This is a genomic window from Pseudomonas entomophila L48, from assembly GCF_000026105.1.
Classification (GTDB): Bacteria; Pseudomonadota; Gammaproteobacteria; order Pseudomonadales; family Pseudomonadaceae; genus Aquipseudomonas; species Aquipseudomonas entomophila.
Genome location: NC_008027.1, coordinates 4,001,971 through 4,027,867, shown reverse-complemented (window position 1 = coordinate 4,027,867; position 25,897 = coordinate 4,001,971). Strand labels below are relative to the sequence as shown.

The 25,897-nt window shown below is 63.6% G+C and carries 21 protein-coding genes and 1 tRNA gene; 13 read left to right on the top strand and 9 right to left on the bottom strand.

Translation table 11 applies throughout. The features are described 5' to 3' along the window. Positions 1-44: 44 nt before the first annotated feature. Together PSEEN_RS27365 and mqo are read left to right on the top strand one after the other, a co-directional pair. Positions 45-812, top strand: a complete 768-nt coding sequence (locus PSEEN_RS27365) for a methyl-accepting chemotaxis protein (RefSeq protein ID WP_420806628.1) — start codon at positions 45-47, stop codon at positions 810-812. Between the two features lie 352 nt (positions 813-1,164). Next, positions 1,165-2,739: a malate dehydrogenase (quinone) gene (mqo, locus tag PSEEN_RS17270; protein WP_011534842.1), complete on the top strand. Its 1,575-nt coding sequence runs from the start codon at positions 1,165-1,167 to the stop codon at positions 2,737-2,739. A 118-nt stretch (positions 2,740-2,857) separates the two neighbouring features. On the opposite strand, the gene PSEEN_RS17265 is transcribed toward mqo, so the two are convergent. Both PSEEN_RS17265 and PSEEN_RS17260 read right to left on the bottom strand, forming a co-directional pair. Then, positions 2,858-2,934 (bottom strand) — tRNA-Pro (locus PSEEN_RS17265). Between the two features lie 80 nt (positions 2,935-3,014). Then, positions 3,015-3,236, bottom strand: coding sequence for a YgdI/YgdR family lipoprotein (locus PSEEN_RS17260; RefSeq protein WP_011534841.1), 222 nt, complete (start codon positions 3,234-3,236; stop codon positions 3,015-3,017). Positions 3,237-3,404: 168 nt separating this feature from the next. On the opposite strand from PSEEN_RS17260, the gene moaB reads away from it, so the two are divergent. Together moaB and PSEEN_RS17250 are read left to right on the top strand one after the other, a co-directional pair. Next, positions 3,405-3,944: a molybdenum cofactor biosynthesis protein B gene (gene moaB / locus PSEEN_RS17255; protein ID WP_011534840.1), complete on the top strand. Its 540-nt coding sequence runs from the start codon at positions 3,405-3,407 to the stop codon at positions 3,942-3,944. A gap of 4 nt (positions 3,945-3,948) precedes the next feature. Beyond that, positions 3,949-5,154, top strand: a complete 1,206-nt coding sequence (locus PSEEN_RS17250) for a molybdopterin molybdotransferase MoeA (protein WP_011534839.1) — start codon at positions 3,949-3,951, stop codon at positions 5,152-5,154. Here PSEEN_RS17250 and PSEEN_RS17245 read toward each other — a convergent pair. Together PSEEN_RS17245 and PSEEN_RS17240 are read right to left on the bottom strand one after the other, a co-directional pair. Continuing rightward, positions 5,135-6,376, bottom strand: coding sequence for a glycosyltransferase family 4 protein (locus tag PSEEN_RS17245; protein WP_011534838.1), 1,242 nt, complete (start codon positions 6,374-6,376; stop codon positions 5,135-5,137). The two genes, PSEEN_RS17250 and PSEEN_RS17245, sit on opposite strands and share 20 nt — an antisense overlap. Positions 6,377-6,428: 52 nt before the next feature. After that, positions 6,429-7,883: a mannose-1-phosphate guanylyltransferase/mannose-6-phosphate isomerase gene (locus PSEEN_RS17240; protein WP_011534837.1), complete on the bottom strand. Its 1,455-nt coding sequence runs from the start codon at positions 7,881-7,883 to the stop codon at positions 6,429-6,431. Positions 7,884-8,145: 262 nt separating this feature from the next. Here PSEEN_RS17240 and yegS point away from each other — a divergent pair, with 262 nt between their 5' ends. Continuing rightward, positions 8,146-9,033, top strand: a complete 888-nt coding sequence (gene yegS / locus PSEEN_RS17235; RefSeq protein WP_011534836.1) for a lipid kinase YegS — start codon at positions 8,146-8,148, stop codon at positions 9,031-9,033. Here the strand turns inward: yegS and PSEEN_RS17230 are convergent. From PSEEN_RS17230 to PSEEN_RS17220, 3 genes are all read right to left on the bottom strand, one after another. Continuing rightward, positions 9,017-9,667: a response regulator gene (locus PSEEN_RS17230; RefSeq protein WP_011534835.1), complete on the bottom strand. Its 651-nt coding sequence runs from the start codon at positions 9,665-9,667 to the stop codon at positions 9,017-9,019. The two genes, yegS and PSEEN_RS17230, sit on opposite strands and share 17 nt — an antisense overlap. Beyond that, on the bottom strand, positions 9,657-10,553 hold the full coding sequence (locus PSEEN_RS17225; protein WP_044488281.1) for a sensor histidine kinase: 897 nt from the start codon (positions 10,551-10,553) through the stop codon (positions 9,657-9,659). The genes PSEEN_RS17230 and PSEEN_RS17225 overlap by 11 nt, the downstream gene beginning before the upstream one ends. Before the next feature lie 373 nt (positions 10,554-10,926). Beyond that, positions 10,927-11,439, bottom strand: a complete 513-nt coding sequence (locus PSEEN_RS17220) for a hypothetical protein (RefSeq protein WP_011534832.1) — start codon at positions 11,437-11,439, stop codon at positions 10,927-10,929. A 351-nt stretch (positions 11,440-11,790) separates the two neighbouring features. Here PSEEN_RS17220 and PSEEN_RS17215 point away from each other — a divergent pair, with 351 nt between their 5' ends. After that, entirely contained in the window at positions 11,791-12,726 is a 936-nt protein-coding gene (locus PSEEN_RS17215) for a chemotaxis protein CheV (protein WP_011534831.1), read from the top strand. Between the two features lie 63 nt (positions 12,727-12,789). Next, on the top strand, positions 12,790-13,593 hold the full coding sequence (locus PSEEN_RS17210) for an MOSC domain-containing protein (RefSeq protein WP_011534830.1): 804 nt from the start codon (positions 12,790-12,792) through the stop codon (positions 13,591-13,593). 126 nt (positions 13,594-13,719) lie between these two features. Here PSEEN_RS17210 and PSEEN_RS17205 read toward each other — a convergent pair whose 3' ends face one another. Further along, positions 13,720-15,648 (bottom strand): transglycosylase SLT domain-containing protein, encoded by a 1,929-nt coding sequence (locus tag PSEEN_RS17205; RefSeq protein ID WP_044488279.1) that lies wholly within the window; start codon positions 15,646-15,648, stop codon positions 13,720-13,722. A 209-nt stretch (positions 15,649-15,857) separates the two neighbouring features. On the opposite strand from PSEEN_RS17205, the gene PSEEN_RS17200 reads away from it, so the two are divergent. Beyond that, positions 15,858-17,789 carry an ATP-binding cassette domain-containing protein gene (locus PSEEN_RS17200; protein ID WP_011534828.1) on the top strand — a complete coding sequence of 644 codons (1,932 nt, stop codon included), beginning with the start codon at positions 15,858-15,860 and terminating at the stop codon, positions 17,787-17,789. A gap of 86 nt (positions 17,790-17,875) precedes the next feature. On the opposite strand, the gene PSEEN_RS17195 is transcribed toward PSEEN_RS17200, so the two are convergent. Continuing rightward, positions 17,876-18,316 carry a universal stress protein gene (locus PSEEN_RS17195; RefSeq protein ID WP_011534827.1) on the bottom strand — a complete coding sequence of 147 codons (441 nt, stop codon included), beginning with the start codon at positions 18,314-18,316 and terminating at the stop codon, positions 17,876-17,878. 110 nt (positions 18,317-18,426) lie between these two features. On the opposite strand from PSEEN_RS17195, the gene PSEEN_RS17190 reads away from it, so the two are divergent. The 5 genes from PSEEN_RS17190 (at position 18,427) to topA (ending at position 25,735) form a co-directional block, all read left to right on the top strand. After that, positions 18,427-18,864 carry a hypothetical protein gene (locus PSEEN_RS17190; RefSeq protein ID WP_011534826.1) on the top strand — a complete coding sequence of 146 codons (438 nt, stop codon included), beginning with the start codon at positions 18,427-18,429 and terminating at the stop codon, positions 18,862-18,864. A gap of 476 nt (positions 18,865-19,340) precedes the next feature. Next, entirely contained in the window at positions 19,341-21,488 is a 2,148-nt protein-coding gene (gene fadB / locus PSEEN_RS17185) for a fatty acid oxidation complex subunit alpha FadB (protein WP_011534825.1), read from the top strand. A gap of 31 nt (positions 21,489-21,519) precedes the next feature. Then, on the top strand, positions 21,520-22,695 hold the full coding sequence (gene fadA / locus PSEEN_RS17180) for an acetyl-CoA C-acyltransferase FadA (RefSeq protein ID WP_011534824.1): 1,176 nt from the start codon (positions 21,520-21,522) through the stop codon (positions 22,693-22,695). A 78-nt stretch (positions 22,696-22,773) separates the two neighbouring features. Then, complete coding sequence (locus PSEEN_RS17175) at positions 22,774-23,025, top strand: DUF1653 domain-containing protein (protein ID WP_044488277.1); 252 nt, start codon at positions 22,774-22,776, stop codon at positions 23,023-23,025. Between the two features lie 100 nt (positions 23,026-23,125). Next, on the top strand, positions 23,126-25,735 hold the full coding sequence (topA, locus tag PSEEN_RS17170) for a type I DNA topoisomerase (RefSeq protein ID WP_011534822.1): 2,610 nt from the start codon (positions 23,126-23,128) through the stop codon (positions 25,733-25,735). Positions 25,736-25,897: the final 162 nt, after the last annotated feature.

The following is a 25,897-nucleotide window of genomic DNA, read 5'->3' as shown; positions in this document are numbered from 1 at the left end:
AGCTGGAAAGCGCCAGCGGGCGGCTGCGCAGCATTGCCGGTGACATGGCCCACGGCACCCAGGACCAGTTCCAGCGTACCGACCAGGTCGCCACCGCCATGCACGAAATGTCCGCCACGGCGCAGGAAGTTGCCCGCCACGCCGCCGAAGCGGCGCGTGCGGCGGATGATGCCGACCATAGCGCCCAGGCGGGTGATCGAGTGATGCAGCAGACCATCGATATCATTGCCCTGGTCAACCGCGAGATTGCCGGCACAGCCGCGGTGATCCGCCATCTGGAGAACGACAGCACGCGCATCGGCAAGGTGCTCGAGGTGATCCGTGGCATTGCCGAGCAGACCAATCTGCTGGCGCTCAATGCCGCCATCGAGGCCGCCCGCGCTGGCGAGGCCGGGCGCGGCTTCGCGGTGGTCGCCGACGAAGTGCGCAGCCTGGCCCAGCGCACCGCGGCGTCGATCGCCGAGATCCACCAGATCATCGAGGCCGTGCAATCCGGCGCGGTGGAGGCGGTCAAGGCCATCGAAAGCGGCCAGCAGCGCAGCGAGGAGGGCGCCGAGCAGGTGCAGCAGGCCGGGCAGATGCTGCAGCGCATCACCACGGCGGTGGAAGCGATCCGCGACATGAACCGGCAGATCGCCACGGCCGCCGAAGAGCAGACCAGCGTCGCCGAGGACATCTCCCGCAACCTGGTCGAGATCACCCGCATCGCCACGGCCAACCAGGAGGCGGTGCAGCACACCGAGCAGGCCGGGCAGCACCTGCATGGCTTGTCGGGGCAACTGGGTGAAGTCACCGCGCGCCTGACCCGCTGACCCCACTAACCCCTGTAGGAGCCAGCCTTGCTGGCGAACCGGCGAACGACATGACTTCAGTGTCGCCTTGGTTCGCCAGCAAAGCTGGCTCCTACAGGGCGTGGGGAATCCGCCAGGTATTCATATATGTGGCGGATTGTCGCCATCATTCGCGCCTGTGCGCAGCCCTCCTGCCGCGTGGATGCTGGCCCCGCCACACCTGGCACACTCCCTGCTTTACGGCGCCCCGGGCCACGGCCCGAGGCGATCGTGCCCCGATCCCGCAAGACTCCTGCGAACCAGAACAACAACATCCGGGCGTGCACACCGGGGGCAACGACTGCCAGTCCTTCACTTCAATTGGATTGAGCTAATGAAAAAACTCCTGCTGACGCTCCTGTGCCTGAGCGTCATCGGCTGCTCCAAGCCCTCGGAGCCGGAAAAGACCGTCGATGTCCTGCTGATCGGCGGCGGCATCATGAGCGCGAGCCTGGGGACCTACCTCACCGAGCTGGAACCGAACTGGACCGTCGACGTCTACGAGCGCATGGACCAGGTCGCCGAGGAAAGCTCCAACGCCTGGAACAACGCCGGCACCGGGCACTCGGCCTTCTGCGAGCTGAACTACACCAGTGTCGGCGCGGATGGCGGCATCGATATCAGCAAGGCGGTCAACGTCAACGAGCAGTTCGAGGTGTCCAAGCAGTTCTGGGCCTACCAGGTCGAACAGGGCGTGCTGAACAACCCGCGCTCGTTCATCAACAACGTGCCGCACATGAGCTTTGTCTGGGGTGACGAGAATGTCGCCTTCCTGCACAAGCGCGTCGAGGCCCTGCGCCACAGCTCGCTGTTCCGCGGCATGGAGATCTCCGAGGACCACGAGCAGATCCGCAAGTGGGTGCCGCTGGTGATGGAGGGGCGTGACCCGGGGCAGAAGGTCGCCGCCACCCACATGGCGATCGGCACCGACGTAAACTTCGGCGAGATCACCCGCCAGTTGTTCGCCTCGATGACCCGCAACCCCAACGTCAAGCTGCACCTGGGCCACGAAGTGCGTGATATCGCCCGCAACCAGGACGGTACCTGGAACGTGGTGGTGGCGGACCTTGCCAACGGCGGCAAGCAGGCTGCGGTCAAGGCCAAGTTCGTGTTCATCGGCGCCGGTGGCGGCGCGCTCAAGCTGCTGCAGCAGTCTGGCATCCCGGAAGCCGAGGGCTACGCCGGCTTCCCGGTGGGTGGCCAGTTCCTGATGACCGACAACCCGGACCTGGTTGCCCGTCACAAGGCCAAGCTGTACGGCAAGGCCTCGGTCGGCGCGCCACCGATGTCGGTGCCGCACCTCGATACCCGGGTGATCGATGGCAAGGAGGTGCTGCTGTTCGGCCCGTTCGCCACCTTCTCCACCAAGTACCTGAAGAACGGCTCGCTGCTGGACATGTTCGCCTCGCTGAACAGCCACAACATCAGCCCGATGATGCATGCCGGCATCGACAACATCGACCTGAGCACCTACCTGATGGGCCAGTTGATGCTCAGCTTCGACGACCGCATGGCGGCTCTGCGCGAATACTTCCCCAACGCCAAGAACGAAGACTGGAAACTGCTGCAGGCCGGGCAACGCGTCCAGGTGATCAAGAAGGACCCTGAGCACGGCGGCGTGTTGCAGTTCGGTACCGAAGTGGTAGCCGCCCAGGATGGCAGCATTGCCGCGTTGCTGGGGGCCTCGCCAGGTGCCTCGACCGCCGCGCCGATCATGCTGAGCGTGTTGGAGAAGACCTTCAAGGATCGGGTCAAGACGCCCGAGTGGCAGGCGAAGCTCAACGAGATCGTGCCGACCTATGGGCGCAAGCTCAACAACGACCTCGAGCTGACCAACAAGACCCGCGAGTGGAGCAGTGCGCGCCTGCAACTGCTGTACGTGCCGGTATTGCCGGACGACGCCCTCTGACATGTCGTAGGAGCCGGCTTACCGGCGAACAGGGTTGTGCCTGGTTCGCCGGCAAGCCGGCTCCTACCTTTTGCGCAGGCAAAAAAAACCCGCTCGAGGCGGGTTTTTTTACGGGATTTGGTCGGAGAGACAGGATTCGAACCTGCGGCCTTCTCGTCCCGAACGAGACGCGCTACCTGGCTGCGCTACACTCCGATGGCCAAAATCCTACTGCATCGCATTTTGTCACGCAACCCCTTGTTGCAAAAAGGGGTTATGTGAAAAAGCCGTGCCAATCACAGGTCCTTGACGGTCCGGACCTGGTCCTTGTTGATACGGGTGCGCTTGCCATCGAGCTGTTCGAACTCGTAGAAGCCGGAGTCTTCGTCGTAGCTGGGGGTGTCCACCGCCTGGATCTCGCGGCCGTCGTTCAGGGTGATGACGGTGGGCGAGGAGCAGCCGGCGAGGGCGCCGAGGCCCAGGGCGAGCAGGAAGGCGGGAAGGGTCCGTTGGATCATCGTGTTTCTCCAGTGCGAGGGTGCTAGATGACATTGAGACGCGGGGCGTCCACGCAAGTTCCTTGAACGGTGCAGCATAGCGCCATCGCACCGGGATTGACCAAGAACAACGGCAGGGCCGGCGTGTGATATAACAGCGCACATCCCTGTTCCCTGCGACGTACCCTCATGAAAGCCAAGGCAGATACCCCTTTCGTGCCGCTGAACATTGCCGTGCTGACGGTCAGCGACACCCGTACCTTCGACACTGATACCTCCGGCCAGCTGTTCGTCGACCGCCTCAGCGCGGCTGGCCACCAGCTTGCCGCGCGCGTGCTGCTCAAGGACGACCTGTACAAGATCCGCGCCCAGGTCGCCACCTGGATCGCCGACGAGCAGGTCCAGGTGGTGCTGATCACCGGTGGCACCGGGTTTACCGGCCGTGACAGCACGCCGGAAGCCGTGGCGTGCCTGCTGGACAAGCAAGTGGAAGGCTTCGGTGAACTGTTCCGGCAGATCTCGGTGGCCGATATCGGCACCTCCACCATCCAGTCCCGCGCCCTGGCGGGCCTGGCCAACGGCACCCTGGTGTGCTGCCTGCCGGGCTCGACCAACGCGGTGCGCACCGGTTGGGACGGCATCCTGGCCGAGCAACTCGACGCGCGTCATCGGCCGTGCAACTTCGTGCCCCACCTGAAGCAGGCAGCGGCCTGCGACAGCCGTGGTTGAGGCCATGCAGGCCCGGCCATTGATGCCGGTGGAGGAGGCGCTGGAGCGGTTACTGGCGTTGGCCGAGGCCGCGCCGATCCGGCAGACCGAAACGGTCGAGCTCGCAGCGGCCGAAGGCCGGGTGCTGGCCCAGGAGCTGCTGGCTGGGCTGGACCTGCCGCCCTGGCCGAACAGCGCCATGGATGGTTATGCGCTGCGCCTCGCGGACTGGCAGGGCGAGGCGCTGCCGATCAGCCAGCGGATCTTCGCCGGCCATGCGCCGGCGCCGCTGCAGCCGGGTACCTGCGCGCGAATCTTCACGGGCGCGCCGCTGCCCGAGGGGGCCGACTGCGTCGAGATGCAGGAAAACACCGAGGTGCTCGAGGATGGCCGGGTGCGTTTTCTCGAGTCGATGGTCCTTGAACAGAATGTGCGCCCCAGGGGGCAGGAAACCCGTGCCGGCGAGCAGGTGATGAGCGCCGGTACCCGGTTGGGGCCGATCCAGTTGGGGTTGGCCGCCACCCTCGGCTTCGCCCGGCTCGACGTGGTGCGTCGCCCACGAGTGGCCGTGCTGTCGACGGGGGATGAGCTGGTCGAACCTGGGCTGCCGCTGGGGCCGGGGCAGATCTACAACAGCAACCGCAGGCTGCTGGTCAGCTGGTTGCAGCGTCTGGGCTGTGAAGTGGTGGATGCGGGCATCCTCGCCGATGACCTGGCGCTCACCCGTCAGTGCCTGACTGGCCTGGGGGATGTCGACCTGATCCTGTCCACGGGTGGTGTCTCGGTCGGGGAGGCCGACTACCTGGGCATGGCCCTGCGCGAGGCCGGTGAGCTGGCGTTGTGGAAACTGGCGATCAAGCCGGGCAAGCCGCTCACCTTCGGGCATTACCAGGGCATCCCGGTCATCGGCCTGCCGGGCAATCCAGCGTCGACCCTGGTCACCTTCGGCCTGCTGGCCCGTCCTTACTTGCTGCGCCGCCAGGGTGTGGCCGATGTCACGCCGCTGCGCTTCAGCGTGCCGGCCGGTTTCGACTGGCCGAAACCGGGCGTTCGCCGGGAATACCTGCGGGCGCGTATCGAGGAAGGTCGCGTGCGCATCTACAAGAACCAGAGTTCAGGCGTGCTGCGCAGTGCCGCCTGGGCCGAGGGGGTGGTGGAAGTCCGCGAAGGCAGCACGCCGCGCCAGGGGGATCCCGTACCTTTCATTCCCTTCAGCGAGTTGCTGGGCTAGCCCCGCCGAGGGCTGTCGCGCCGGCTGTGGCCTGCTGGGTCAGGCGCATGTGCACGTTTTCCAGCTGCTGCGCGGCGACGCTCCAGTCATGGCGCTGGCGGGTGAAATGACGAGCAGCCTCGCCCAACTGGGACATGCGCCAGGGTTGGTTGAGCAGCTGGGTGACCAGCAGTGCCAGTTGGCCGCTGTCGTCGCTGCCCAGGTAGTGTTCGCCATTGTTGACCGCCAGCCCCGACACGCCGCTGCTGGTGGTGATCACCGGCAGGCCGGCGGCCATGGCTTCGAGAATCTTCACCTTGGAGCCGCCCGCATGGCGCAGCGGAGCGAAGAACAATGCCGAGCGCCGTTGCAGCTCGCGCAGGTCGGGTCGGTAGCCGACCCACTCGATGCGCGGGTCGTTCCAGTGCAGTTTCCAGCTGGCGGGCAGGGCGTGCCCGGCGATGGCCAGGCGCACCGCCGGGTTGCTCAACCAGACCTGGGGCAGGATCTCCTCCAGCGCCCACTCGATGGCTTCGAGGTTGGCACCGTATTCGAAATTACCGACGAACAACAGGCGTTGGCTGTGCAGCGCCGGGCGAATGTCCTGGTAGTGGTCGCAGTCCACACCGCTGACCACCACATTGACCGGGCGCCCGCTGATCTCTCCGATCAGGTTGGCGTCGTGGGGGTTGACCGCCACCACCTCGCTGGGCTGGCGTAGCACACGTTGCTCCCAGCGCCGGTAGCGCCAGCGATCGAAAGCGTTGAGTGGACGCAACCACAGGGGCAGGCGGTCATGACGGGCCGCGCCCATCACCGATTCGAGGGTGTGCTCGCTGAGCATGAACGGCAACCCGCGCGCCTGCAGGGCTTTTTCGAAGGGTTGGAAACTGTAGCTGTGTTCGATCTGCACCACGTCCCAGGGTTCGTCCAGCAGTTGCTCGAAACGGTGGCGCAGACAGGGTGCGAGGCCATTGATGATCGCCCGCATGGGGTAGTCGATGATGGGTGAGGCGAGCAGGTTCAGCGGGCTGTGCACGGGGCGCCTGGGCAATACGATCAACCGTTCCAGCCAGGGCTCCAGGGCCTCGCGCGCGGCATCGCCCAGCGGAATCTTCGACTGCACCAGCAAGGTGATCCGGTGACCCCGCTGCGCCAGGGCGCGCAGCAGGTGGTATTGCCGGGTCTTGCTGCCGCTGGTGGTTGGCCAGGGCAGGTAGGGCAGAGTCCAGAGTATGCGCATGGCCCCGATTCCTCGTTGATGGCCCGGGAAGAAAAAACGCGCCCAAAGGCAGTCAACCGAGAGCGGCTGCCGGGGCGCGTCCATAGATATCAGTAAAGCGCACGATGTCGTCTTCGCCCAGGTACTCGCCGCTTTGCACTTCGATCATCACCAGGTCGATGACGCCGGGGTTGGTCAGGCGGTGGGTACGACCAGGCTTGATGAAGGTCGACTCGTTGGTGTCGAGCAGGAATTCGTCCTCGCCATTGGTCACGCTGGCCATGCCGCTGACCACGATCCAGTGCTCGCTGCGATGGTGGTGCATCTGCAGCGACAGCGATTCACCCGGGCGCACCATGATGCGCTTGATCTTGAACCTGGGGCCTTCCTCGAGCACGGTGTACAGGCCCCAGGGGCGGTTCACCGAGCGGTGCAGGCGATAGGCGTCATGGCCCTTTTGCTTGAGCTGCTGGGCGATCACCTTGACCTCCTGGCTGCGCGCGGCGTCGGCGATCAGCAGGGCATCGGGGGTGTCGATGACGATCAGATTGTCCAGACCCACGGCGCCGACCAGCCGGCGGGGCGAATCGATGTAGCAGTTGCGGACGTCGTGCAGGACGGTCTCGCCGTTGCAGTGGTTGCCCTGGTCGTCGGCGGGGCGCAGTTCGCGCACGGCTTCCCAGCAACCGATATCGCTCCAGCCGATGTCACAGGGCACCACGGCCACTTGGGAGGAAGGCTCCATCAGGGCGTGGTCGATCGAGATATCCGGCGCCTGCTCGAAACTGACCGGGTCGAGCTCCACCTGCCATTGGTCCGCACCCTCCTTGAACGGGCTCAGCCCCAGGCATTCTTCGACATGTTGCAGCACGTGCGGGGCATGTTGATGCAGCGCGTCCAGCAAGCTGCCCGTGCGCAGGCAGAACATGCCGGCGTTCCACAGGTGTCGGCCGCCCTGTACGTAGGTTTCGGCGGTGATGCTGTCGGGTTTCTCGACGAAGCGCGCGACGTGATAACCATCGTCATCGATGGCCTGGCCTCGCTCGATGTAGCCGAAACCGGTTTCGGCCCGGGTCGGCTGTAGCCCGAAAGTGGTCAACCAACCCTGCTCGGCCAACCTGCGCGCCTGCGCGACAGCGACCTCGAATGCCGCCTGGTCCTCGACCAGGTGATCGGCGGGCAGGACCAGCAGCAGGCTGTCCTCGCCATACAGGCGCGCGCATTGCACGGCAGCGGCGGCAATGGCTGGCGCCGTATTGCGGCCGAACGGTTCGAGAATGAAGTCGAGGGCGAGTCGCTGTTGGTTGACCTGGCGGTATTCGTCCTGGGTGCGGAAGAACACCTCTCGGTTGGTTACCGTAAGCACGCGCTCCACGCCGGGCAGGCGGCTGGCGCGGTTGAATGTGTTCTGCAGCAGGCTGACGCCGTCTGGCAATCGCATGAAGGGTTTGGGCATTGCCTCGCGGGAGACCGGCCACAATCGGGTGCCGGCGCCACCGGCGATGATGCAGGGGATCAGTACGCTCATAGTCAAAGCCTCGAAATCAGGCGCTGGGGGGCAGCGCGATGAATGAAACACGACCTGTCAGGCATCTGGCGGCAGAAAGTCAATTAAATGACTTTTATGAGCGGCATCATCCATGAAGGCCAAATATTTGTCGGATGATGCACCCAATGCCCGAGGCTTTCAATGGCAATTGCAGGGCGTCTGATCGTTTTGCAGGCACCGAGGAGTCATTCTCGAATTGCAGTGGTCGAGATAACCACAGGCTTTTTCATGGAGCACGACGATGGGCAAGCGCAAGGCAATGCTGATCCTGCATGGCAAGCAGGCCACCAACGATGAGGTGCGCGCCGCGGTCGGCGAGTTGCGCGAGCGTGGATGGGAGTTGGACGTGCGCCTCACCTGGGAGGCCGGCGATGCCCGGCGCCTGGTGGATGAAGCGCTGGAGCAAGGCTATGGTCGGCTGGTGGCCGGTGGTGGCGACGGCACCCTGCGCGATGTGGCTGAAGCCATGGGGCTTGCCCGTACCCAGGCCAGCCTGGCACTGCTGCCCCTTGGCACTGCCAATGACTTCGCCAAGGCCGCCGGAGTGCCGCTCGAGCCTGCCGCGGCCCTGGCCTTGCTGGAGGCGCCGGCGCAGTCCATCGACCTGGGGCGGGTAGGGGATCAGTTGTTCCTGAACATGGCGACCGGCGGATTTGGTAGCCAAGTCACGGCCAATACCTCCGAAGACCTGAAAAGGGTACTTGGGGCGGCGGCCTACCTGTTCACGGGGCTGTCGCGCTTCAGTGAGTTGCAGGCGGCCTCGGTGACGCTGCAGGGACCAGGGTTCCACTGGGAGGGAGCATTGCTGGCGCTGGGGATCGGCAATGGCCAGCAAGCGGGCGGCGGACACGTCCTGTGTCCGGATGCCAAGGTCGATGACGGTCTGTTGGACATCGGCATTCTGCCCGCGCCACAGGAAGTGGTAGGGACCTTGCGCGGTTTGCTGGCGGGCGAGGAGTTGTTCGTGCGGGCGCGGCTTGCGTGGGTCGAAATCAAGTGCTCGCAGGGGTTGGATATCAATCTCGATGGCGAGCCACTACAGGCCGACAGCCTGCGCTTCGAGGCGCTGCCCGGGGCCTTGCGCCTGCACCTGCCGGCAGGCTCGCCATTGCTCAGTCGTCCAGGCTGATGATCCGCTCGCGTACGGCGAACAGCACAAGGCCTGCCACGTCGTAGATCTGCAGGCGCTTCATGATCTGCGAGCGGTGGGTCTCCACTGTCTTGATCGAAAGGCCCAGGCCACCGGCGATCTCCCGTGTGGACTTGCCGCGCACGATCAGGCGCAGGATTTCCAGCTGGCGCGCGGTCAAGTGCTGGCGGTAGTCGTTGCCGCTTTGCGCGCGTATCAGGGCCTGGTTGATCACGGTATGGGCGATCGCCGGGCTGAGGTAGCGTTCGTCGTTGCGCAGCGCCGTCAGGGCCTGCTCCAGCTCGCTGCCGGTGGTGTCCTTGAGCAGGTAGCCATGGGCGCCGCTCTCAAGCGCGCGCATGATCAAGTCCGGATCGGTGTGCATGGAAAGGATCAGGACTTTGCAGGTGCAACCGTTTGCGCGCAACTGCGTAAGTGCATCGAGCCCGCTGGTCGAGCGCATGGAAATGTCGAGCAGGACGATATCGGGGTTCAGGCGCAATACATGGTCGAGGAGTTGGTTGCCATCCTCGGCTTCGCCAATCACGGCGTACCCGGGAATATCCGATACCAGCGACCGGACCCCGGCGCGAATCAGGGAGTGGTCATCCACCAGCAGCAATCTACAAGTCATTGGGGGCGGGGGTCCTGGCGCGTTCCTGGCTGCGAGGTGGCCATGGGAACAAGGCGTTGATCTGGGTGCCCTCATCGGGCCGACTGGAGATGTGAAGGCTGCCTTGCAGCGCGGTCGCCCGTTCGAGCATGCCGGCCATGCCGCGTTGCCCGGCTTCGGCCGGGTCCGGCGCTGGCACGAAGCCGCGGCCGTCGTCCTGGATCGTCAGGGCGAGGCCGGCAGGTGTGCGCTGCAGGCGAATGGTCAGGTTGCGGGCGCTGGCATGACGCAGAATGTTGGTGACCGCTTCTTGTGTGATACGGAAGGCCGCCATGGCCACATCTTCGCTGATGCCGCCCAGGCGTTGGTGGCACTCCAGGCTCCAGTGCACGTCGCAGTTTTCCAGTGTGCGCAGCAAATGGGCGCGCAGGCTGGCTTCCAGGCCCAGGCTGGCCAATTGCCGGGGGTTGAGGATGGCGGAAACGTCGCGCACGTTGCTCAACGTGTGGTCCAGGGTGCTGCGCAGGGTGCCGCAGTGGGCCTGTAGCTCCGTGGGTACGCGGCGATGCAGCCAATCGACCTGCAGCTTGGCGGCGGTCAGCAGTTGGCCGATATCGTCGTGCAGTTCACGGCTCAGGCGTTGCCGTTCGCTTTCCTGCACCTTGAGCATCCGGTCAGCCAGTTCGGCGGGGCGCAAGCTGATGGAGCGTGCCCAATGGCGCAAATGCCAGCCCACACCGATCATCGCCGCCAGCTGCAACAGCAGCAATTCGGTTGGCAGCGGCTGGCCGCGTAGATAGCACAGCAGGTTCGCTGTGAGCGAAACCACGCATAGCAGTGTGGTCGCCCATCGGAGCAGGACAGCTCTGGAGCGGCTACGCTGGAGAATCTTCAAGCGTGGAAGCATAGAGAGGGAGGCCACTGAGTTATTGCTGTTGGTGGGCATTGCACATGTCTGGCCAGAGCTTTGGCGTCCCGCTCTCAATAAAGCGCCGGGCACGCGTTCAATCGCCCACTATCCACGGTGCGCATGTTCGAATGCACGCATGTTATCACTTTGGTCTGGTTTGGTCGCGGGGGTGCAACTGCTTGAAACCTCTGAATTTCTGGGCTGGCGAGAAACGGAGGGGTGGAGGTGCAACTAGCAGAGTGCCAGTACCGAGTGGCGCTTCCTTCTCTGTGAGTGCAACTAAGAATGCCCTCGCTAGAGCGCATCCAGGGCGCTCATGCAACTTTCACAAGTTGGTTGCAGTGAACTAAGTTGCCGCCCGCTAAAGCGGTCAGTGATTGCAGTCTGGCGTGGTGGTCACGCCGTCGTTGTCGAATCCGTGGGTGTGCGGATGGGCGCAGAAGCGACCGACTTCCTGGCACGGTGCGCACAATTGCGCGGCGGGCTGCCCCAGCGAGGTGGCCAGGTCGCTGAGCAGCAGGTGCTGCTCCTGCATATCCATGCCCAGGCGGCCCGTCCGAGGGTCGACCAGCTCCAGTTGCCAGGCCAGGAGTGTCAGGCAGGCGCCCAGTGCCGGCAGGGCTTCGCCACGCAGGTGCCGTTGATTGCATGCCGGGGCGAGCAATTGTTGCAGGGTGCGGGTGTAGTGGGCGACTTCGAGCAAGCCAAGCAAATCCGCCCGGCGGGCCAGAAGGTCGAGGGTTTCCCCCAGGCATTGGCAGGCATCTGGGTCGTTGTCGATGAGTTCCAGGTGCTGCAGGCATTCCTGGGACTTCGTGAGCAGGTCTTGTGCATCCAGCAAAAAGTCCTGCAAGGCCGTGCAGTTCTGGGGCGTGCTGTCCATCATGACGCTCCAGCGTGCAGGGCCGGGGCAAGGGTTGGCCACACCGAGACGATCGCTAGCAAAAGCCTGACTCCGTTCATGCATTGAGAATGGCGTCACATTAATGGCTAATGGATATTGCGAACATCAGGTTGCACCCGATTGCCACTAGGGGTTTCCCTGATGTGGTTTTGGCGGGCTCGTTCGATGAGGGGGAGCAAGGCGGCAGGTGTGGCGGCAGTAAAGCATGATGGTAAAGTGATATCAATCGCTCTGCGCAGCTTTTTCCACCGGGGGTCAAGCTACGCAAGTATCCGCCGATACAGGGTGGATGCAATCATTTTTCCCGACTCAAGCCAGGGGGTTGTCCACATGGCCGGCATTCTCGACACGGTAGACCAACGCACGCAACTGGTAGGTGAGAACCGCCTGGAAATCCTCATGTTCCGCCTGGCGGGTCGGCAGCTGTTCGCCATCAACGTGTTCAAGGTCCAGGAAGTGCTGCAGCTGCCGAAGCTGACCCTGATGCCGCAGCGTCACTCCTTCGTCTGTGGCGTGGTCAATCTGCGCGGCCAGACCCTGCCGGTGATCGATCTTTCCCAGGCCATCGGCATGCGCCCGCTGCAGCCCAGCCCCGACAGCACCATCATCGTGACCGAATACAACCGCTCGGTGCAGGCGTTCCTGGTGGGTGGTGTCGACCGTATCGTCAACATGAACTGGGAATCGATCATGCCGCCGCCGACCAGTGCCGGTCGTCAGCATTACCTCACAGCGATCACCAAGGTCGACGAGAAGCTGGTCGAAATCATCGACGTGGAGAAAGTACTGGCCGAGATCGTCCCCTACAGCGCCAAGGTTTCCCGTGACAAACTGGACGATCCGGTGCTGGCACGCGCCCGCGGCCGCGAGGTGCTGCTGGTGGACGACTCCAGCGTGGCCCTGGCGCAGTTGCGCGACACCCTGTCGCAACTGGGGGTGAAGCTGCATGTGGCCAGCGATGGCCTCAAGGCGTTGCGCCTGCTCAAGGGCTGGGCTGACGCGGGCGAGAACGTTTGCGAAAAGCTGCTGATGATTTTCACCGATGCCGAAATGCCCGAGATGGACGGCTATCGCCTGACCACCGAGATCCGCAGCGACCCACGCCTGCGCGGCCTGTATGTGGTGCTGCATACCTCGTTGTCGGGCAGCTTCAACGAGTCCATGGTGAAGAAGGTCGGCTGTGACAACTTCCTCTCCAAGTTCCAGCCCGACCGGTTGGTGGATGTGGTGCGCCAGCGCTTGAGCATGGACAACGTCTCGGCCTGATGCCTGCACGCCTGCGCCGTCCGGTATAAGCTTGGTTTTTTCTCGGGCGCAAGGCAGGCAAGGATGATTCTCAGTGCGTTGTATCGCTATCCGGTGAAGTCGGCGCAGGCACAGAGCCTGCAGGCTTCACCTGTCAGCAACCTGGGGCTGGAGGGTGATCGGCGCTGGATGGTGGTGGAAGCGGAAAACGGCCGCTTCCTCACCCAGCGCGCTTGGCCGCGGCTTGGCCAGATCAAGGCGCTTCATGCGACGGATGGCGGATTACGGCTCGAGACGGCCGGGCTTGCGCCGTTGCAGGTGGCGCAGCCGGCTGCCGATGACGCCTTGCGTGGCGTGACGATCTGGCGTGACACCTTGCGCGTGCCCGATGCCGGTGATGCTGCCGCCGCTTGGTTGAGCGAGGTGCTTGGCAAGTCGGTGCGCCTGGTGCATTGCCCCGAACAGCGGGCACGCTACCTGCCCAGCGGTTACGGCTTGAACAGCGACCGTGCGGCCTTTCCCGATGGTTTTCCCCTGTTGCTGATCGGCCAGGCATCGCTCGATGAGTTGAGTCGGCGCGTCGGGCGGCCCATGGAAATGCTACGTTTTCGGCCGAACCTTGTCGTTGAGGGGGCAGAGGCGTTCGCCGAGGATGGTTGGAGGCGTATCCGCATCGGAGACATGACCTTCCGCGCGCTCAAGCCAAGCGTGCGCTGCATACTGACCACGCTTGACCCGGCTACCGGGGAGCGCAGCCCGGACCGCGAACCCTTGACCACACTGAAGACTTTCCGCGAACGGGAAGGGGATGTGCTGTTCGGTCAGAACCTGGCGGTGGATGGCGAGGGTGAACTAAAGGTGGGGATGAGCGTTCAGGTCATCGAGTAGATCTGCGCCGTACCTGTAGGAGCGGCTTCAGCCGCGATTCGAACACCGCGGTGCCTGGCACCCGTTTCGCGGGTGATCGCGGCTGAAGCCGCTCCTACAGAAGTCTCGCCGATCAGCGCCACCTGATCACATATCGTCGAAGTACCGCTCATGCCAATCCACCAGCGGCTGCGGTGAATTGAGCTTCTGCCCATAGATGACCGAATACGACAGCACGTTCTGCACGTACTGGCGTGTCTCGTCGAACGGAATTGACTCGACCCACACGTCGAAGCTCAAGTGCTTGGCGCCCTTGAGCCACTGGCGCACCCGGCCTGGGCCTGCGTTGTAGGCGGCCGAGGCCAATACGCGGTTGCCGTTGAACTGGCTGTGCACCTGGCTCAGGTAGGCGGCACCGAGCTGGATGTTCTTGTCCGGGTTGAATACCTGGGCCGGCGACGCCAGCGGGATGCTGAACTTGCGCGCAGTCTCTTTGGCGGTAGCTGGCATCAGTTGCATCAGGCCGCTCGCACCTACGCTGGAGCGGGCATCCTCCATGAAGGCGCTCTCCTGGCGGGTGATGGCGAACACCCAGCTTGAATGCAGGCCGCGGACCTTCGCTTCGCGCACCAGGGTGTCGCGATGGGCCATCGGGAAACGGATGTCCAGGTCATCCCAGTATTGGGCCTGGCTGATGGTGCGGATGGCTGGGAAGTACCAGCGCATCTCGTAGGCCAGGCGGGCCTGGGCCACCATCTCGTCGCGGTTGAAGTGGCGGCTGACGTGGTACCACTCGCGGCGACCCTCGACCACCTGGCCGCGGGCGTGGAACTCCAGGGCGCGGCGCACACCCGGCGTGTTGCGGACCTTGTTGATCAGCTGCTGGCTGAGAACCAGCGGCTTGTTGTTCAACTGGTAGGGGGTCTGCGCCCGGTCGGCGGCCAGGAAGCCATAGAAGTCGCGCTCGCGAGCCACGGTCTTGTACAGCAGCGGAATCTGTGGGTTGTTCGGTTGCGCCAGTTCCAGGCTGCGGGCCTGCCAGTACTTCCAGCGGTTGCTGCTGGCCAGGTCCTGGGGCAGGCGCTTGGTCAGTTCGTAGGCATCTTCCCAGCGGCCCAGGCGCAACAGCAGGCGCAGGCGCCATTCGCTGACGGTGTTGTCGCGCAGCTCTGGGTCGTAGCGGGTCATCAGGTCAAGCGCGCGCGGGTCGTAGCGGCGCGCGAGGGTCAGGCCGATCTCACGGGCGATGGCGACTTTCTCGTCGCGGGAGAAGTGCATGCGTTGAGCGTAGTCGTCGAGCAGCGCCATGGCCTGGTCCGGGTCCTGGCGCGCCAGGCGGCGCAGGCCGAGGCTGACCACGTCGGACATGGCCTCGTTGACGGGGGTGAAGCGTGATGGCTGGTTCAGCAGTTCAGGCTTTTGTGCCACATCGATCAGCAACTTGCCTTGGGGGGCGAGGGTGGTGAGCGTCTTCGCCAGTTGGTTGGCCAGCCCATAGTTGCGCGCCTGGGCGGCCAGTTTCAAGCGTTGCCAGCGCTTGGCCTCGGTCAGTTGGCCTTCGGCGGCCCACATGCCGAACAACGTGTCACAGGTGGCCGGTTGCGACTTGCCGACGTTCCACAGCTTGTCGGCGGTGGCGAAACCTTCCGCACGCAGGCCGTGGGTCAGCTGGTACTGGCCGTTGAGGCAGTCCAGTTCGGTGAAGTTGAGCTTGGGGTCGTAGTACTTGACGAAGGTGTTCCACTCGCCGCGCTCGGCCAGCCAGCGCAACCAGCGTAGCTTCATCCAGTTGGCCTGGGGCAGGTCGCCGTGGGCGGCGAGGAAGCCTTCGATCTCCTCGTTGCTGGCGGTCTTCAGGCGGGCGGTAAGCTCGTCGTAGGTGAGGTAGGGCGTGAGCGGGTAGTCGCGCAGTGCCTGGGCATAGCGCAGGTAAGGGCCTTTGTCGCCCTTTGCCAGGGCGCGCTTGGCCTCGTCGTAGTACTGGCGCTGTTGGGTGATGTCGACGGCCTGTGCGGCACTCGCGGTGGTGGCGGCGAGCAGCAGGCAGGAAGCAAGTTGTAACAGGCGGCTGCGCATGATACGTCCGGGCAGTTGAACCATAAGAGAGTGACGGCGAAGCCAGCACTGTTGGGTATTACTGCCTAGCTTAGCCGTTTGCCGGCAGCGGGTGAAAGCACTGTGCTTGTATCGAGTTGTTATCCGACGTCGTGCCGCCAGCGGTGACTTGCCTGATGCCGCGAGGGGGCAAGTCAGGTAGAATGCGCGCCCGGTTTTTGGAGATGATCATGACCCTGCTCAAATTCAGCGATGTGTCCCTCGCCTTCGGCGCCATGCCGCTGTTGGACAAAGTGTCCTGGCAGATCGCCCGTGGCGAGCGGGTGTGCATCATCGGCCGCAACGGCACGGGCAAGTCGAGCATGCTGCGCCTGGTCAAGGGCGAGCAGAAGCCTGACGATGGCGAGATCTGGCGTGCCCCGGGCCTGAAGATCGGCGAGCTGCCGCAGGAGCTGCCGGTGGCCGACGAACGCAGCGTGTTCGATGTGGTCGCGGCTGGCCTGGACGGCGTCGGTGAACTGCTGGCTGAATACCATCGCCTGAGCCAGAACATCCAGGGCGATGACGACCTCGACAAACTGATGCACGTCCAGCATGAGCTGGAGGCGCGTGACGGTTGGCGCCTGCAGCAGGTGGTCGAAAGCACCTTGAGCCGCCTGCAGTTGCCCGCCGACAAGACCCTTGCCGAGCTGTCCGGTGGCTGGCGCCGCCGCGTGCTGCTGGCCCAGGCGCTGGTGTCCGAGCCTGACCTGCTGCTGCTGGACGAGCCCACCAACCACCTGGATATCGGTGCCATTGCCTGGCTCGAAGAGGCGTTGAGCGGTTTCAACGGCGCCGTGCTGTTCATCACCCACGACCGTTCGTTCCTGCAGAACCTGGCCACGCGTATTCTCGAACTGGATCGTGGCGGGCTGATCGACTGGAACGGCGATTACGCCAGTTTCCTGGTGCACAAAGAGGCTGAGTTGGCCGCCGAAGCTACGGCCAACGCGCTGTTCGACAAGCGCCTGGCGCAGGAAGAAGTGTGGATCCGCCAGGGCATCAAGGCTCGCCGCACCCGTAACGAAGGCCGCGTGCGTGCCTTGAAGGCCCTGCGCGTGGAGCGCGGCGAGCGCCGTGAACGCCAGGGTAAGGCCAATATCCTGATCGAGGTGGCGGACAAGTCCGGCAAGCAGGTGATGGTGCTGGAGGATGTCAGTTTCGCGCACAAGGATGGCCCGAAACTGGTCAAGGACTTCTCCATGGTGCTGCAGCGCGAGGACCGTATCGGCCTGCTCGGCGCCAACGGTACCGGCAAGACCACCCTGCTCAAGCTGATGCTGGGTGACCTGGAGCCGACGTCCGGCAAGGTCGAGCGCGGCACCAAGCTGGAAGTCGCCTACTTCGACCAGATGCGCCACCAGCTCGACCTGGAAAAGACCGTTATCGACAACCTGGCCGAAGGTCGCGATTTCATCGAGATCGATGGCCAGAGCCGCCACGTGCTCAGCTACCTCGGCGACTTCCTGTTCAGCCCCCAGCGTGCCCGCACGCCGGTCAAGGCGCTGTCGGGTGGCGAGCGTGCGCGCCTGCTGCTGGCCAAGCTGTTCAGCAAGCCGGCCAACCTGCTGGTGCTGGACGAACCGACCAACGACCTGGACGTGGAAACCCTCGAGCTGCTCGAAGAAGTGCTGTCGAACTACAAGGGCACGGTGCTGATGGTCAGCCACGACCGGGCCTTCCTCGACAACGTGGTCACCAGCACCCTGGTGTTCGAAGGTGAAGGGCGGGTGCGCGAGTATGTGGGTGGCTACGAGGACTGGATCCGCCAGGGTGGTTCACCGAAGCTGCTCGGGGTGACCGAGAGCAAGGGTGGCAAGTCTGAGCTCAACAGCGCCGTGGTGGAAAAGCCGGTGGAGGAAGTGGCCGTGGCAGCGGTTGCCACACCGGTGGTGGACGCCAGCAAGAAAAAGCTCAGCTACAAGCTGCAGCGTGAGCTGGAAGCGCTGCCAGGGCAGATCGATGCGGTGGAGCAGAAGATGGCTGCGGTGCAGGAAGAGGTCAATGCCTCGGGCTTTTATCAGCGCCCGATCGGCGAGACTTCGGCGGTACTGGCCAAGCTCGAGACATTGCAGGGCGAGCTGGATGCCCTGGTGGAGCGCTGGGCCGAGCTCGAAGGCTGAGCCTTGTTATCGGCCAGTTCGCCGGCAAGCCGGCTCCTACGGGGTTTGTATAGGAGTCGGCTTGCCGGCGAGCAGGTCGGCGATGCTTATTCTTTCTTCAGCAGGCGTACCGCCAATACATCGCAGGGCGCGCCATGCAGCACGTCATTGGCGGTCGAGCCCAGCAACAGCGCCAGGCCATGGCGGCCATGGCTGCCGACCACGATCAGGTCGCAGTTCTGATCCTTGGCCAGTTGATGGATTTCCTGGCGCGGCTGGCCGTAGACCAGGTGCGAATCGCCACGGTTGATATCCGGGTACTTGTTGAACAGGCGGTCCATGCGCTCCTTGGCCTGGTCGAACTGCTGCTGTTGCAGTTGCGAGAGGTCCATAGGAACGTCGCCACCAAAGGCCATGGCCATGGGTTCGACGATGTGCACCAGCGAGACCTTGGCGCCGCTGGCCAGGGCAATGGCCTTGGCGCGCTTGATCACCGGGTCGCATTCTTCGGTCAGGTCGACGGCGACCAGAAGGTGTTCGTAGGACATGAGCATGACTCCTGACAATCGCGATAGAAGAAGTATGGTCGCTTTCGTGCGGGTCTTCCGTGAATCCTGACTAACCCGCTCATTTGCAACGCTTTATAAGGTCTACAGATATGACGGTATGGCTGGTGGTGTCAATCCTTGCGGTGGTGCTCAGCCCGCTCGCCTGGCTGCGCCCTTCGCGCAAGCAGAGTGAGCAGATGAACTTGCGCCTGGAGGGGCGCCGCATGGGGCTGGCCATGCAGTTGGCGCCGCAGCAGTGGCCGCACTGGCTGGAACAGGAACCCCCCAGCCCGTGCCCGCAGTACCACCGGGCGCGGCGCAAGGGGCATGAGGATAGCTGGTGCTACTGGCAGGTCACCCCTGGTGTCTGGTGGAACCAGTGGCGTGAACCCTGCGCCGACCCGCGCCACCTCGACGTCCTGGCCCGCTTGCCGGAGACCGTCTACAAGCTCGAGGCCGACAGCCGCATGATCGCGCTGTACTGGAGCGAGCGGGGCGAAAAATCTGTTTTGCAGGATATTGCCCAGGCCCTCGACACCCTGGCCTGAACGACCATTACGACAACGGGGCGCACGCGAGCATCACTGCTCGCGTGCGCCCCGTTGTCGTTTCTGCAGGGCAGAAAAGGCCAGGCAGGCCGGAACTTTGTAGTGAGGAGCCAGTGTAGCTGCCGTTGCTGGGTGTGTTTGGGAAAATGCGACGTTCCTCGTTTACGGGTCGGCTATCGCTGACATGAATGGTCGGCAATCACTGTCATCATGTTTCGCCCGCAGCCAGTAGAGAGTGACTGCAAAGTCGCGTTTTCACCGTGTGCGTGAGCATTTGACAACGCCGTTCTTTTCGGAGAATGTGTGCACACCCGAATCAAACGGGCGTATGAATTGAGCGTTTGTATGTCAGACGGCTCTTACAGAATCCCGATTAGCGCGCCGACGGGTGTGCCTGTGGCAAGGGACCGGCAGACCGGCCCTTGCGCCAGCGATCGGCGTGTACAGTTCAGCTTCCATATCGTGGAGATCAGTTGATGATTTACGAAGGTAAAGCCATCACGGTTAAGGCTCTTGAAAGCGGCATCGTCGAATTGAAGTTCGACCTCAAGGGTGAGTCCGTCAACAAGTTCAACCGCCTTACCCTGAACGAGCTGCGTCAGGCAGTGGACGCCATCAAGGCCGACGCTTCGGTCAAGGGCGTGATCGTCAGCAGCGGCAAGGACGTGTTCATCGTCGGCGCCGACATCACCGAGTTCGTCGACAACTTCAAGCTGCCCGAGGCCGAACTGGTCGCCGGCAACCTGGAAGCCAACCGCATTTTCAGCGACTTCGAGGACCTCGAAGTACCGACCGTCGCCGCCATCAATGGCATCGCCCTGGGCGGTGGCCTGGAGATGTGCCTGGCGGCCGACTACCGGATCATGTCCAGCAGCGCCAAGATCGGCCTGCCGGAAGTCAAGCTGGGTATCTACCCAGGCTTCGGCGGCACCGTGCGTCTGCCGCGCCTGATCGGCTCGGACAACGCCATCGAGTGGATCGCCGCCGGTAAAGAGAACCGTGCCGAAGATGCGCTGAAAGTCGGCGCCGTCGACGCGGTGGTCGCCCCTGAACTGCTGCAGGCCGGCGCCCTGGACCTGATCAAGCGCGCCATCAGTGGCGAGCTGGACCACAAGGCCAAGCGCCAGCCCAAGCTCGAGAAGCTCAAGCTCAACGCCATCGAGCAGATGATGGCCTTCGAGACCGCCAAGGGCTTCGTTGCCGGCCAGGCCGGCCCGAACTACCCGGCACCGGTCGAAGCCATCAAGACCATCCAGAAAGCCGCCAACTTCGGCCGTGACAAGGCCCTGGAAGTCGAAGCCGCCGGCTTCGCCAAGCTGGCCCGTACTTCGGTCGCTGAAAGCCTGATCGGCCTGTTCCTGAACGACCAGGAGCTCAAGCGCAAGGCCAAGGCTCATGACGAGATCGCCCACGACGTGAAGCAGGCCGCCGTGCTCGGCGCCGGTATCATGGGTGGCGGTATCGCCTACCAGTCGGCGGTCAAGGGCACTCCGATCCTGATGAAGGATATCCGCGAGGAAGCTATCCAGCTGGGCTTGAACGAAGCCTCCAAGCTGCTCGGCAAGCGCGTCGAGAAAGGTCGCCTGACCCCGGCGAAGATGGCCGAGGCGCTCAACGCCATTCGCCCGACCCTGTCCTACGGTGATTTCGGCAATGTCGACATCGTCGTCGAAGCCGTGGTCGAAAACCCGAAGGTCAAGCAGGCCGTGCTGGCGGAAGTGGAAGGGCAGGTGAAGGAAGACGCGATCCTCGCCTCCAACACCTCGACCATCTCCATCAACCTACTGGCCAAGGCGCTCAAGCGCCCGGAAAACTTCGTCGGCATGCACTTCTTCAACCCGGTGCACATGATGCCGCTGGTCGAAGTCATCCGTGGCGAGAAGTCCAGTGAAGTAGCGGTCGCCACCACCGTGGCCTACGCCAAGAAAATGGGCAAGAACCCGATCGTGGTCAACGACTGCCCGGGCTTCCTGGTCAACCGCGTGCTGTTCCCGTACTTCGGCGGTTTCGCCAAGCTGGTCAGTGCCGGTGTCGACTTCGTGCGCATCGACAAGGTCATGGAAAAGTTCGGCTGGCCGATGGGCCCGGCCTACCTGATGGACGTGGTCGGCATCGACACCGGCCACCATGGCCGCGACGTGATGGCCGAAGGCTTCCCGGACCGCATGAAGGATGATCGCCGCTCCGCCGTCGATGCCCTGTACGAGGCCAACCGCCTGGGCCAGAAGAACGGCAAGGGCTTCTACGCCTACGAAACCGACAAGCGTGGCAAACCGAAGAAAGTCGCCGACGCCAGCGTGCTCGACGTGCTCAAGCCGGTCATCTTCGAACAGCGTGAAGTCAGCGACGAAGACATCATCAACTGGATGATGGTGCCGCTGTGCCTGGAAACCGTGCGCTGCCTGGAAGACGGCATCGTCGAAACCGCTGCCGAAGCCGACATGGGCCTGGTCTACGGCATCGGTTTCCCTCCCTTCCGCGGTGGCGCGCTGCGCTACATCGATTCGATCGGGGTCGCCGAGTTCGTCGCACTGGCCGACAAGTACGCCGACCTGGGGCCGCTGTACCACGCCACGGCGAAGCTGCGCGAAATGGCCAAGAACGGCCAGCGCTTCTTCAACTGAGCGCCCAACGAGCTAGAGCGAGATTATTGATATGAGCCTGAATCCAAGAGACGTGGTGATTGTCGACTTCGGTCGCACGCCGATGGGCCGCTCCAAGGGTGGCATGCACCGCAACACCCGCGCCGAAGACATGTCCGCGCACCTGATCAGCAAGCTGCTGGAGCGCAACGACAAGATCGACCCGAAAGAGGTCGAGGACGTGATCTGGGGCTGCGTCAACCAGACCATGGAGCAGGGTTGGAACATCGCCCGCATGGCGTCGTTGATGACCCCGATCCCGCACACCTCCGCCGCGCAGACCGTCAGCCGCCTGTGCGGCTCGTCGATGAGCGCGCTGCACACCGCTGCCCAGGCGATCATGACCGGCAACGGCGATGTGTTCGTCATCGGTGGTGTCGAGCACATGGGCCACGTCAGCATGATGCACGGCGTCGACCCCAACCCGCACCTGTCCTTGCACGCTGCCAAGGCCTCCGGGATGATGGGCCTCACCGCCGAGATGCTTGGCAAGATGCATGGCATCACCCGTGAGCAGCAGGATCTGTTCGGTGTGCGTTCGCACCAGCTCGCCCACAAGGCGACGGTCGAAGGCAAGTTCAAGGACGAGATCATCCCGATGCAGGGCTATGACGAGAACGGCTTCCTGAAGGTCTTCGACTTCGACGAAACCATTCGCCCGGAAACCACCCTCGAAGGCCTGGCGTCGCTCAAGCCTGCGTTCAACCCGAAAGGCGGCACCGTGACGGCGGGTACTTCCTCGCAGATCACCGACGGCGCTTCGTGCATGATCGTCATGTCCGGCCAGCGCGCCATGGACCTGGGTATCCAGCCGCTGGCGGTCATCCGCTCGATGGCGGTCGCGGGTGTCGACCCGGCGATCATGGGCTACGGCCCGGTGCCATCGACGCAGAAAGCCCTCAAGCGCGCCGGCCTGACCATGGCCGACATCGACTTCATCGAGCTCAACGAAGCCTTCGCCGCACAGGCCCTGCCCGTGCTGAAAGATCTGAAAGTGCTCGACAAGATGGATGAGAAGGTTAACCTGCACGGCGGCGCCATCGCCCTGGGCCACCCGTTCGGTTGCTCCGGTGCGCGGATTTCCGGCACCCTGCTCAACGTCATGAAGCAGAATGGCGGCACGCTCGGCGTGGCCACCATGTGCGTCGGCCTGGGCCAAGGCATCACCACTGTCTTCGAACGCGTCTGATCGCGTTGCAAGTCAGCAGCCGGGGCCATGTGCCCCGGTTTTTGTTTTTTACAGGATTTGTTCAAGAGGCTGAGTGACATGCAGATACAACCCGGTGTGTACCGGCACTACAAAGGGCCCGAGTATCGTGTGTTCGGCGCCGCGCGCCACTCCGAAACCGAAGAGTGGGTGGTGTTCTACCAGGCCCTGTACGGTGAGTTCGGGCTCTGGGTTCGCCCCCTTTCGATGTTCCTCGAGTCGGTCGAGGTTGACGGCGAGCAGGTGCCACGCTTTGCTTTGGTCAAGGCCGAAGAAGGGTTGTCCGGGCTGTTGGCGCAGGCAGGCGAGTAAGCTTCCGCGCTTGACCTCACTCTTTTGCCACTATATATAGCGGTGCCGCGTCTGGCACCTGACGCGTTTTTCATCTTCAGATTCAGGAATACTCCGATCCATGGGCAAATCGCTGGTCATTGTGGAATCCCCGGCCAAGGCCAAGACCATCAACAAGTACCTGGGCAACCAGTACGTGGTGAAGTCGAGTATCGGCCATATCCGCGACCTCCCCACCAGCGGTTCTGCCAGCGCGAGCAAGGAACCGGCGGCCAAGCGCGGTAAGACCGCGGGTGAGGCGCCGGCCCTGTCGCCCAAGGAGAAGGCCCGTCGTCAGCTGGTGGCGCGCATGGGCGTCGACCCGGAGGCTGGCTGGAAAGCCAAGTACGAAATCCTTCCCGGCAAGGAGAAGGTGATCGACGAGTTGCGCCGCCTAGCCAAGGATGCCGACACCATCTATCTCGCAACCGACTTGGATCGCGAAGGGGAAGCCATTGCCTGGCACCTGCGCGAAGCCATCGGTGGTGACGACAGCCGCTACAAGCGCGTGGTGTTCAACGAAATCACCAAGAAGGCCATCCAGGAGGCCTTCTCCCAGCCGGGTGACCTCGATATCGACCGGGTCAATGCCCAGCAGGCGCGTCGTTTCCTCGACCGCGTGGTCGGCTACATGGTTTCACCGCTGCTGTGGGCCAAGATCGCCCGTGGCCTGTCCGCAGGCCGCGTGCAGTCGGTGGCGGTGAAGCTGGTGGTCGAGCGTGAGCGTGAGATCCGCGCGTTCAACCCGGAAGAATACTGGGAAGTGCACGCCGACCTGGGCACCGCCAAGAATGCCAAGGTGCGTTTCGAAGTGGCGCGCGAGAAGGGTGAAGCCTTCAAGCCGCTCAATGAAGCCCAGGCCATGGCGGCGCTGGAGAAGCTCAAGGCGTCTAGCTACAGCGTGGTCAAGCGCGAAGACCGTCCGACCAGCAGCAAGCCGTCGGCGCCGTTCATCACCTCGACGCTGCAGCAGGCCGCGAGCAACCGCTTGGGCTTCGGTGTGAAGAAGACCATGATGATGGCCCAGCGTCTCTATGAGGCGGGCTACATCACCTACATGCGTACCGACTCGACCAACCTGTCGACCGACGCGGTGGAGATGGCGCGCAGCTATATCGAGAACGAGTTCGGCAAGCAGTACCTGCCGGACGCGCCCGTGGTGTACGGCAGCAAGGAGGGCGCCCAGGAGGCGCACGAGGCGATTCGTCCTTCCGACGTCAACACCCACCCAACCAAGCTCAGCGGCATGGAACGTGATGCCGAGCGCCTGTACGAGCTGATCTGGCGCCAGTTCCTGGCCTGCCAGATGCCGCCAGCGCAGTACCTGTCCACCAGCGTCACCGTGGCGGCCGGCGATTTCGAGCTGCGTGCCAAGGGCCGCATTCTGAAGTTCGACGGTTACACCCGTGTGCTGCCACAGCAAAGCAAACCGGGCGAAGATGATGTGCTGCCGGAAATGGCCCAGGGCGAAGCGCTCAAGCTGATCCAGCTCGACCCCAGCCAGCACTTCACCAAGCCGCCAGCACGCTTCACCGAGGCCAGCCTGGTCAAGGAAATGGAAAAGCGCGGCATCGGCCGCCCGTCGACCTACGCGGCGATCATTTCCACCATCCAGGACCGTGGCTACGTCACGCTGCACAATCGCCGTTTCTACTCCGAGAAGATGGGCGACATCGTTACCGAGCGTCTGTCCGAAAGCTTCGCCAACCTGATGGACTACGGTTTCACCGCCGGCATGGAAGAAAACCTCGACGACGTGGCCCAGGGCGAGCGTGACTGGAAGAACGTCCTCGACGAATTCTACGGCGACTTCAGCAAGAAGCTGCTGACGGCCGAGTCCGCTGAAAACGGCATGCGTGCCAACCAGCCGACCCTGACCAACATCGCGTGCAAGGAGTGCGGGCGGCCAATGATGATCCGCACCGCGTCCACGGGCGTGTTCCTCGGTTGCTCGGGCTACAGCCTGCCGCCGAAGGAGCGCTGCAAGGCGACCGTCAACCTGGTGCCGGGCGATGAGATCGCCGCCGACGACGAGGGTGAGTCCGAGTCGCTGGTACTGCGTGGCAAGCACCGCTGCCCGATCTGCGCGACGGCGATGGACGCCTACCTGCTCGACGAGAAGCGCAAGCTGCATATCTGTGGCAACAACCCGGATTGCGCGGGCTACGAAATCGAAGAGGGTAGCTACCGCATCAAGGGCTATGAAGGGCCGAGCCTGGAGTGCGACAAATGCGGCAGCGAGATGCAGCTCAAGACCGGCCGTTTCGGCAAGTTCTTCGGCTGCACCAACGCGACCTGCAAGAACACTCGCAAGTTGCTCAAGAGCGGCGAGGCGGCGCCACCGAAGATGGACAAGGTGGACATGCCGGAGCTCAAGTGCGAGAAAGTCGACGACACCTACGTGCTGCGTGATGGCGCCTCGGGTCTGTTCCTGGCTGCCAGCCAGTTCCCGAAGAACCGCGAGACCCGTGCGCCATTGGTGCTGGAGATTGTGCCGCACAAGCACGAGATCGATCCGAAGTACCACTTCCTCTGCGACGCGCCGCAGAAGGACCCTGATGGCCGTCCAGCGGTGATTCGCTACAGCCGCAAGACCAAGGAGCAGTACGTGCAGTCCGAAGTCGACGGCAAGCCGACCGGCTGGAAGGCGTTCTTCGATGGCAAGGCGTGGAAGGTCGAAGACAAGCGTTGATCGACCACGCGTGTATTGGGGCCGCTTCGCGGCCCATCGCCAGCAAGGCCGGCTCCTACAAGGATCGTGCATTACCTGTAGGAGCCGGCCTTGCCGGCGATGGGGCGCAAAGCGGCCCCAATCCGTTTGTGCTTGCGGGAAGGCCAGGCTTTCCCCGACACT

What these genes read in the sequence shown, in the direction of transcription:
- yegS (WP_011534836.1), top strand. Translation starts at nt 8,146, where the DNA reads ATGGGCAAGCGCAAGGCAATGCTGATCCTGCATGGCAAGCAGGCCACC.
- PSEEN_RS17215 (WP_011534831.1), top strand. Translation starts at nt 11,791, where the DNA reads ATGGCCGGCATTCTCGACACGGTAGACCAACGCACGCAACTGGTAGGT.
- fadA (WP_011534824.1), top strand. Translation starts at nt 21,520, where the DNA reads ATGAGCCTGAATCCAAGAGACGTGGTGATTGTCGACTTCGGTCGCACG.
- PSEEN_RS17260 (WP_011534841.1), bottom strand. Translation starts at nt 3,236, where the DNA reads ATGATCCAACGGACCCTTCCCGCCTTCCTGCTCGCCCTGGGCCTCGGC.
- fadB (WP_011534825.1), top strand. Translation starts at nt 19,341, where the DNA reads ATGATTTACGAAGGTAAAGCCATCACGGTTAAGGCTCTTGAAAGCGGC.
- PSEEN_RS17195 (WP_011534827.1), bottom strand. Translation starts at nt 18,316, where the DNA reads ATGTCCTACGAACACCTTCTGGTCGCCGTCGACCTGACCGAAGAATGC.
- PSEEN_RS17225 (WP_044488281.1), bottom strand. Translation starts at nt 10,553, where the DNA reads ATGCTTCCACGCTTGAAGATTCTCCAGCGTAGCCGCTCCAGAGCTGTC.
- PSEEN_RS17210 (WP_011534830.1), top strand. Translation starts at nt 12,790, where the DNA reads ATGATTCTCAGTGCGTTGTATCGCTATCCGGTGAAGTCGGCGCAGGCA.
- PSEEN_RS17205 (WP_044488279.1), bottom strand. Translation starts at nt 15,648, where the DNA reads ATGCGCAGCCGCCTGTTACAACTTGCTTCCTGCCTGCTGCTCGCCGCC.
- PSEEN_RS27365 (WP_420806628.1), top strand. Translation starts at nt 45, where the DNA reads ATGGCCCACGGCACCCAGGACCAGTTCCAGCGTACCGACCAGGTCGCC.
- topA (WP_011534822.1), top strand. Translation starts at nt 23,126, where the DNA reads ATGGGCAAATCGCTGGTCATTGTGGAATCCCCGGCCAAGGCCAAGACC.
- PSEEN_RS17220 (WP_011534832.1), bottom strand. Translation starts at nt 11,439, where the DNA reads ATGGACAGCACGCCCCAGAACTGCACGGCCTTGCAGGACTTTTTGCTG.
- PSEEN_RS17230 (WP_011534835.1), bottom strand. Translation starts at nt 9,667, where the DNA reads ATGACTTGTAGATTGCTGCTGGTGGATGACCACTCCCTGATTCGCGCC.
- PSEEN_RS17175 (WP_044488277.1), top strand. Translation starts at nt 22,774, where the DNA reads ATGCAGATACAACCCGGTGTGTACCGGCACTACAAAGGGCCCGAGTAT.
- PSEEN_RS17240 (WP_011534837.1), bottom strand. Translation starts at nt 7,883, where the DNA reads ATGAGCGTACTGATCCCCTGCATCATCGCCGGTGGCGCCGGCACCCGA.
- PSEEN_RS17245 (WP_011534838.1), bottom strand. Translation starts at nt 6,376, where the DNA reads ATGCGCATACTCTGGACTCTGCCCTACCTGCCCTGGCCAACCACCAGC.
- mqo (WP_011534842.1), top strand. Translation starts at nt 1,165, where the DNA reads ATGAAAAAACTCCTGCTGACGCTCCTGTGCCTGAGCGTCATCGGCTGC.
- PSEEN_RS17200 (WP_011534828.1), top strand. Translation starts at nt 15,858, where the DNA reads ATGACCCTGCTCAAATTCAGCGATGTGTCCCTCGCCTTCGGCGCCATG.
- PSEEN_RS17190 (WP_011534826.1), top strand. Translation starts at nt 18,427, where the DNA reads ATGACGGTATGGCTGGTGGTGTCAATCCTTGCGGTGGTGCTCAGCCCG.
- moaB (WP_011534840.1), top strand. Translation starts at nt 3,405, where the DNA reads ATGAAAGCCAAGGCAGATACCCCTTTCGTGCCGCTGAACATTGCCGTG.
- PSEEN_RS17250 (WP_011534839.1), top strand. Translation starts at nt 3,949, where the DNA reads ATGCAGGCCCGGCCATTGATGCCGGTGGAGGAGGCGCTGGAGCGGTTA.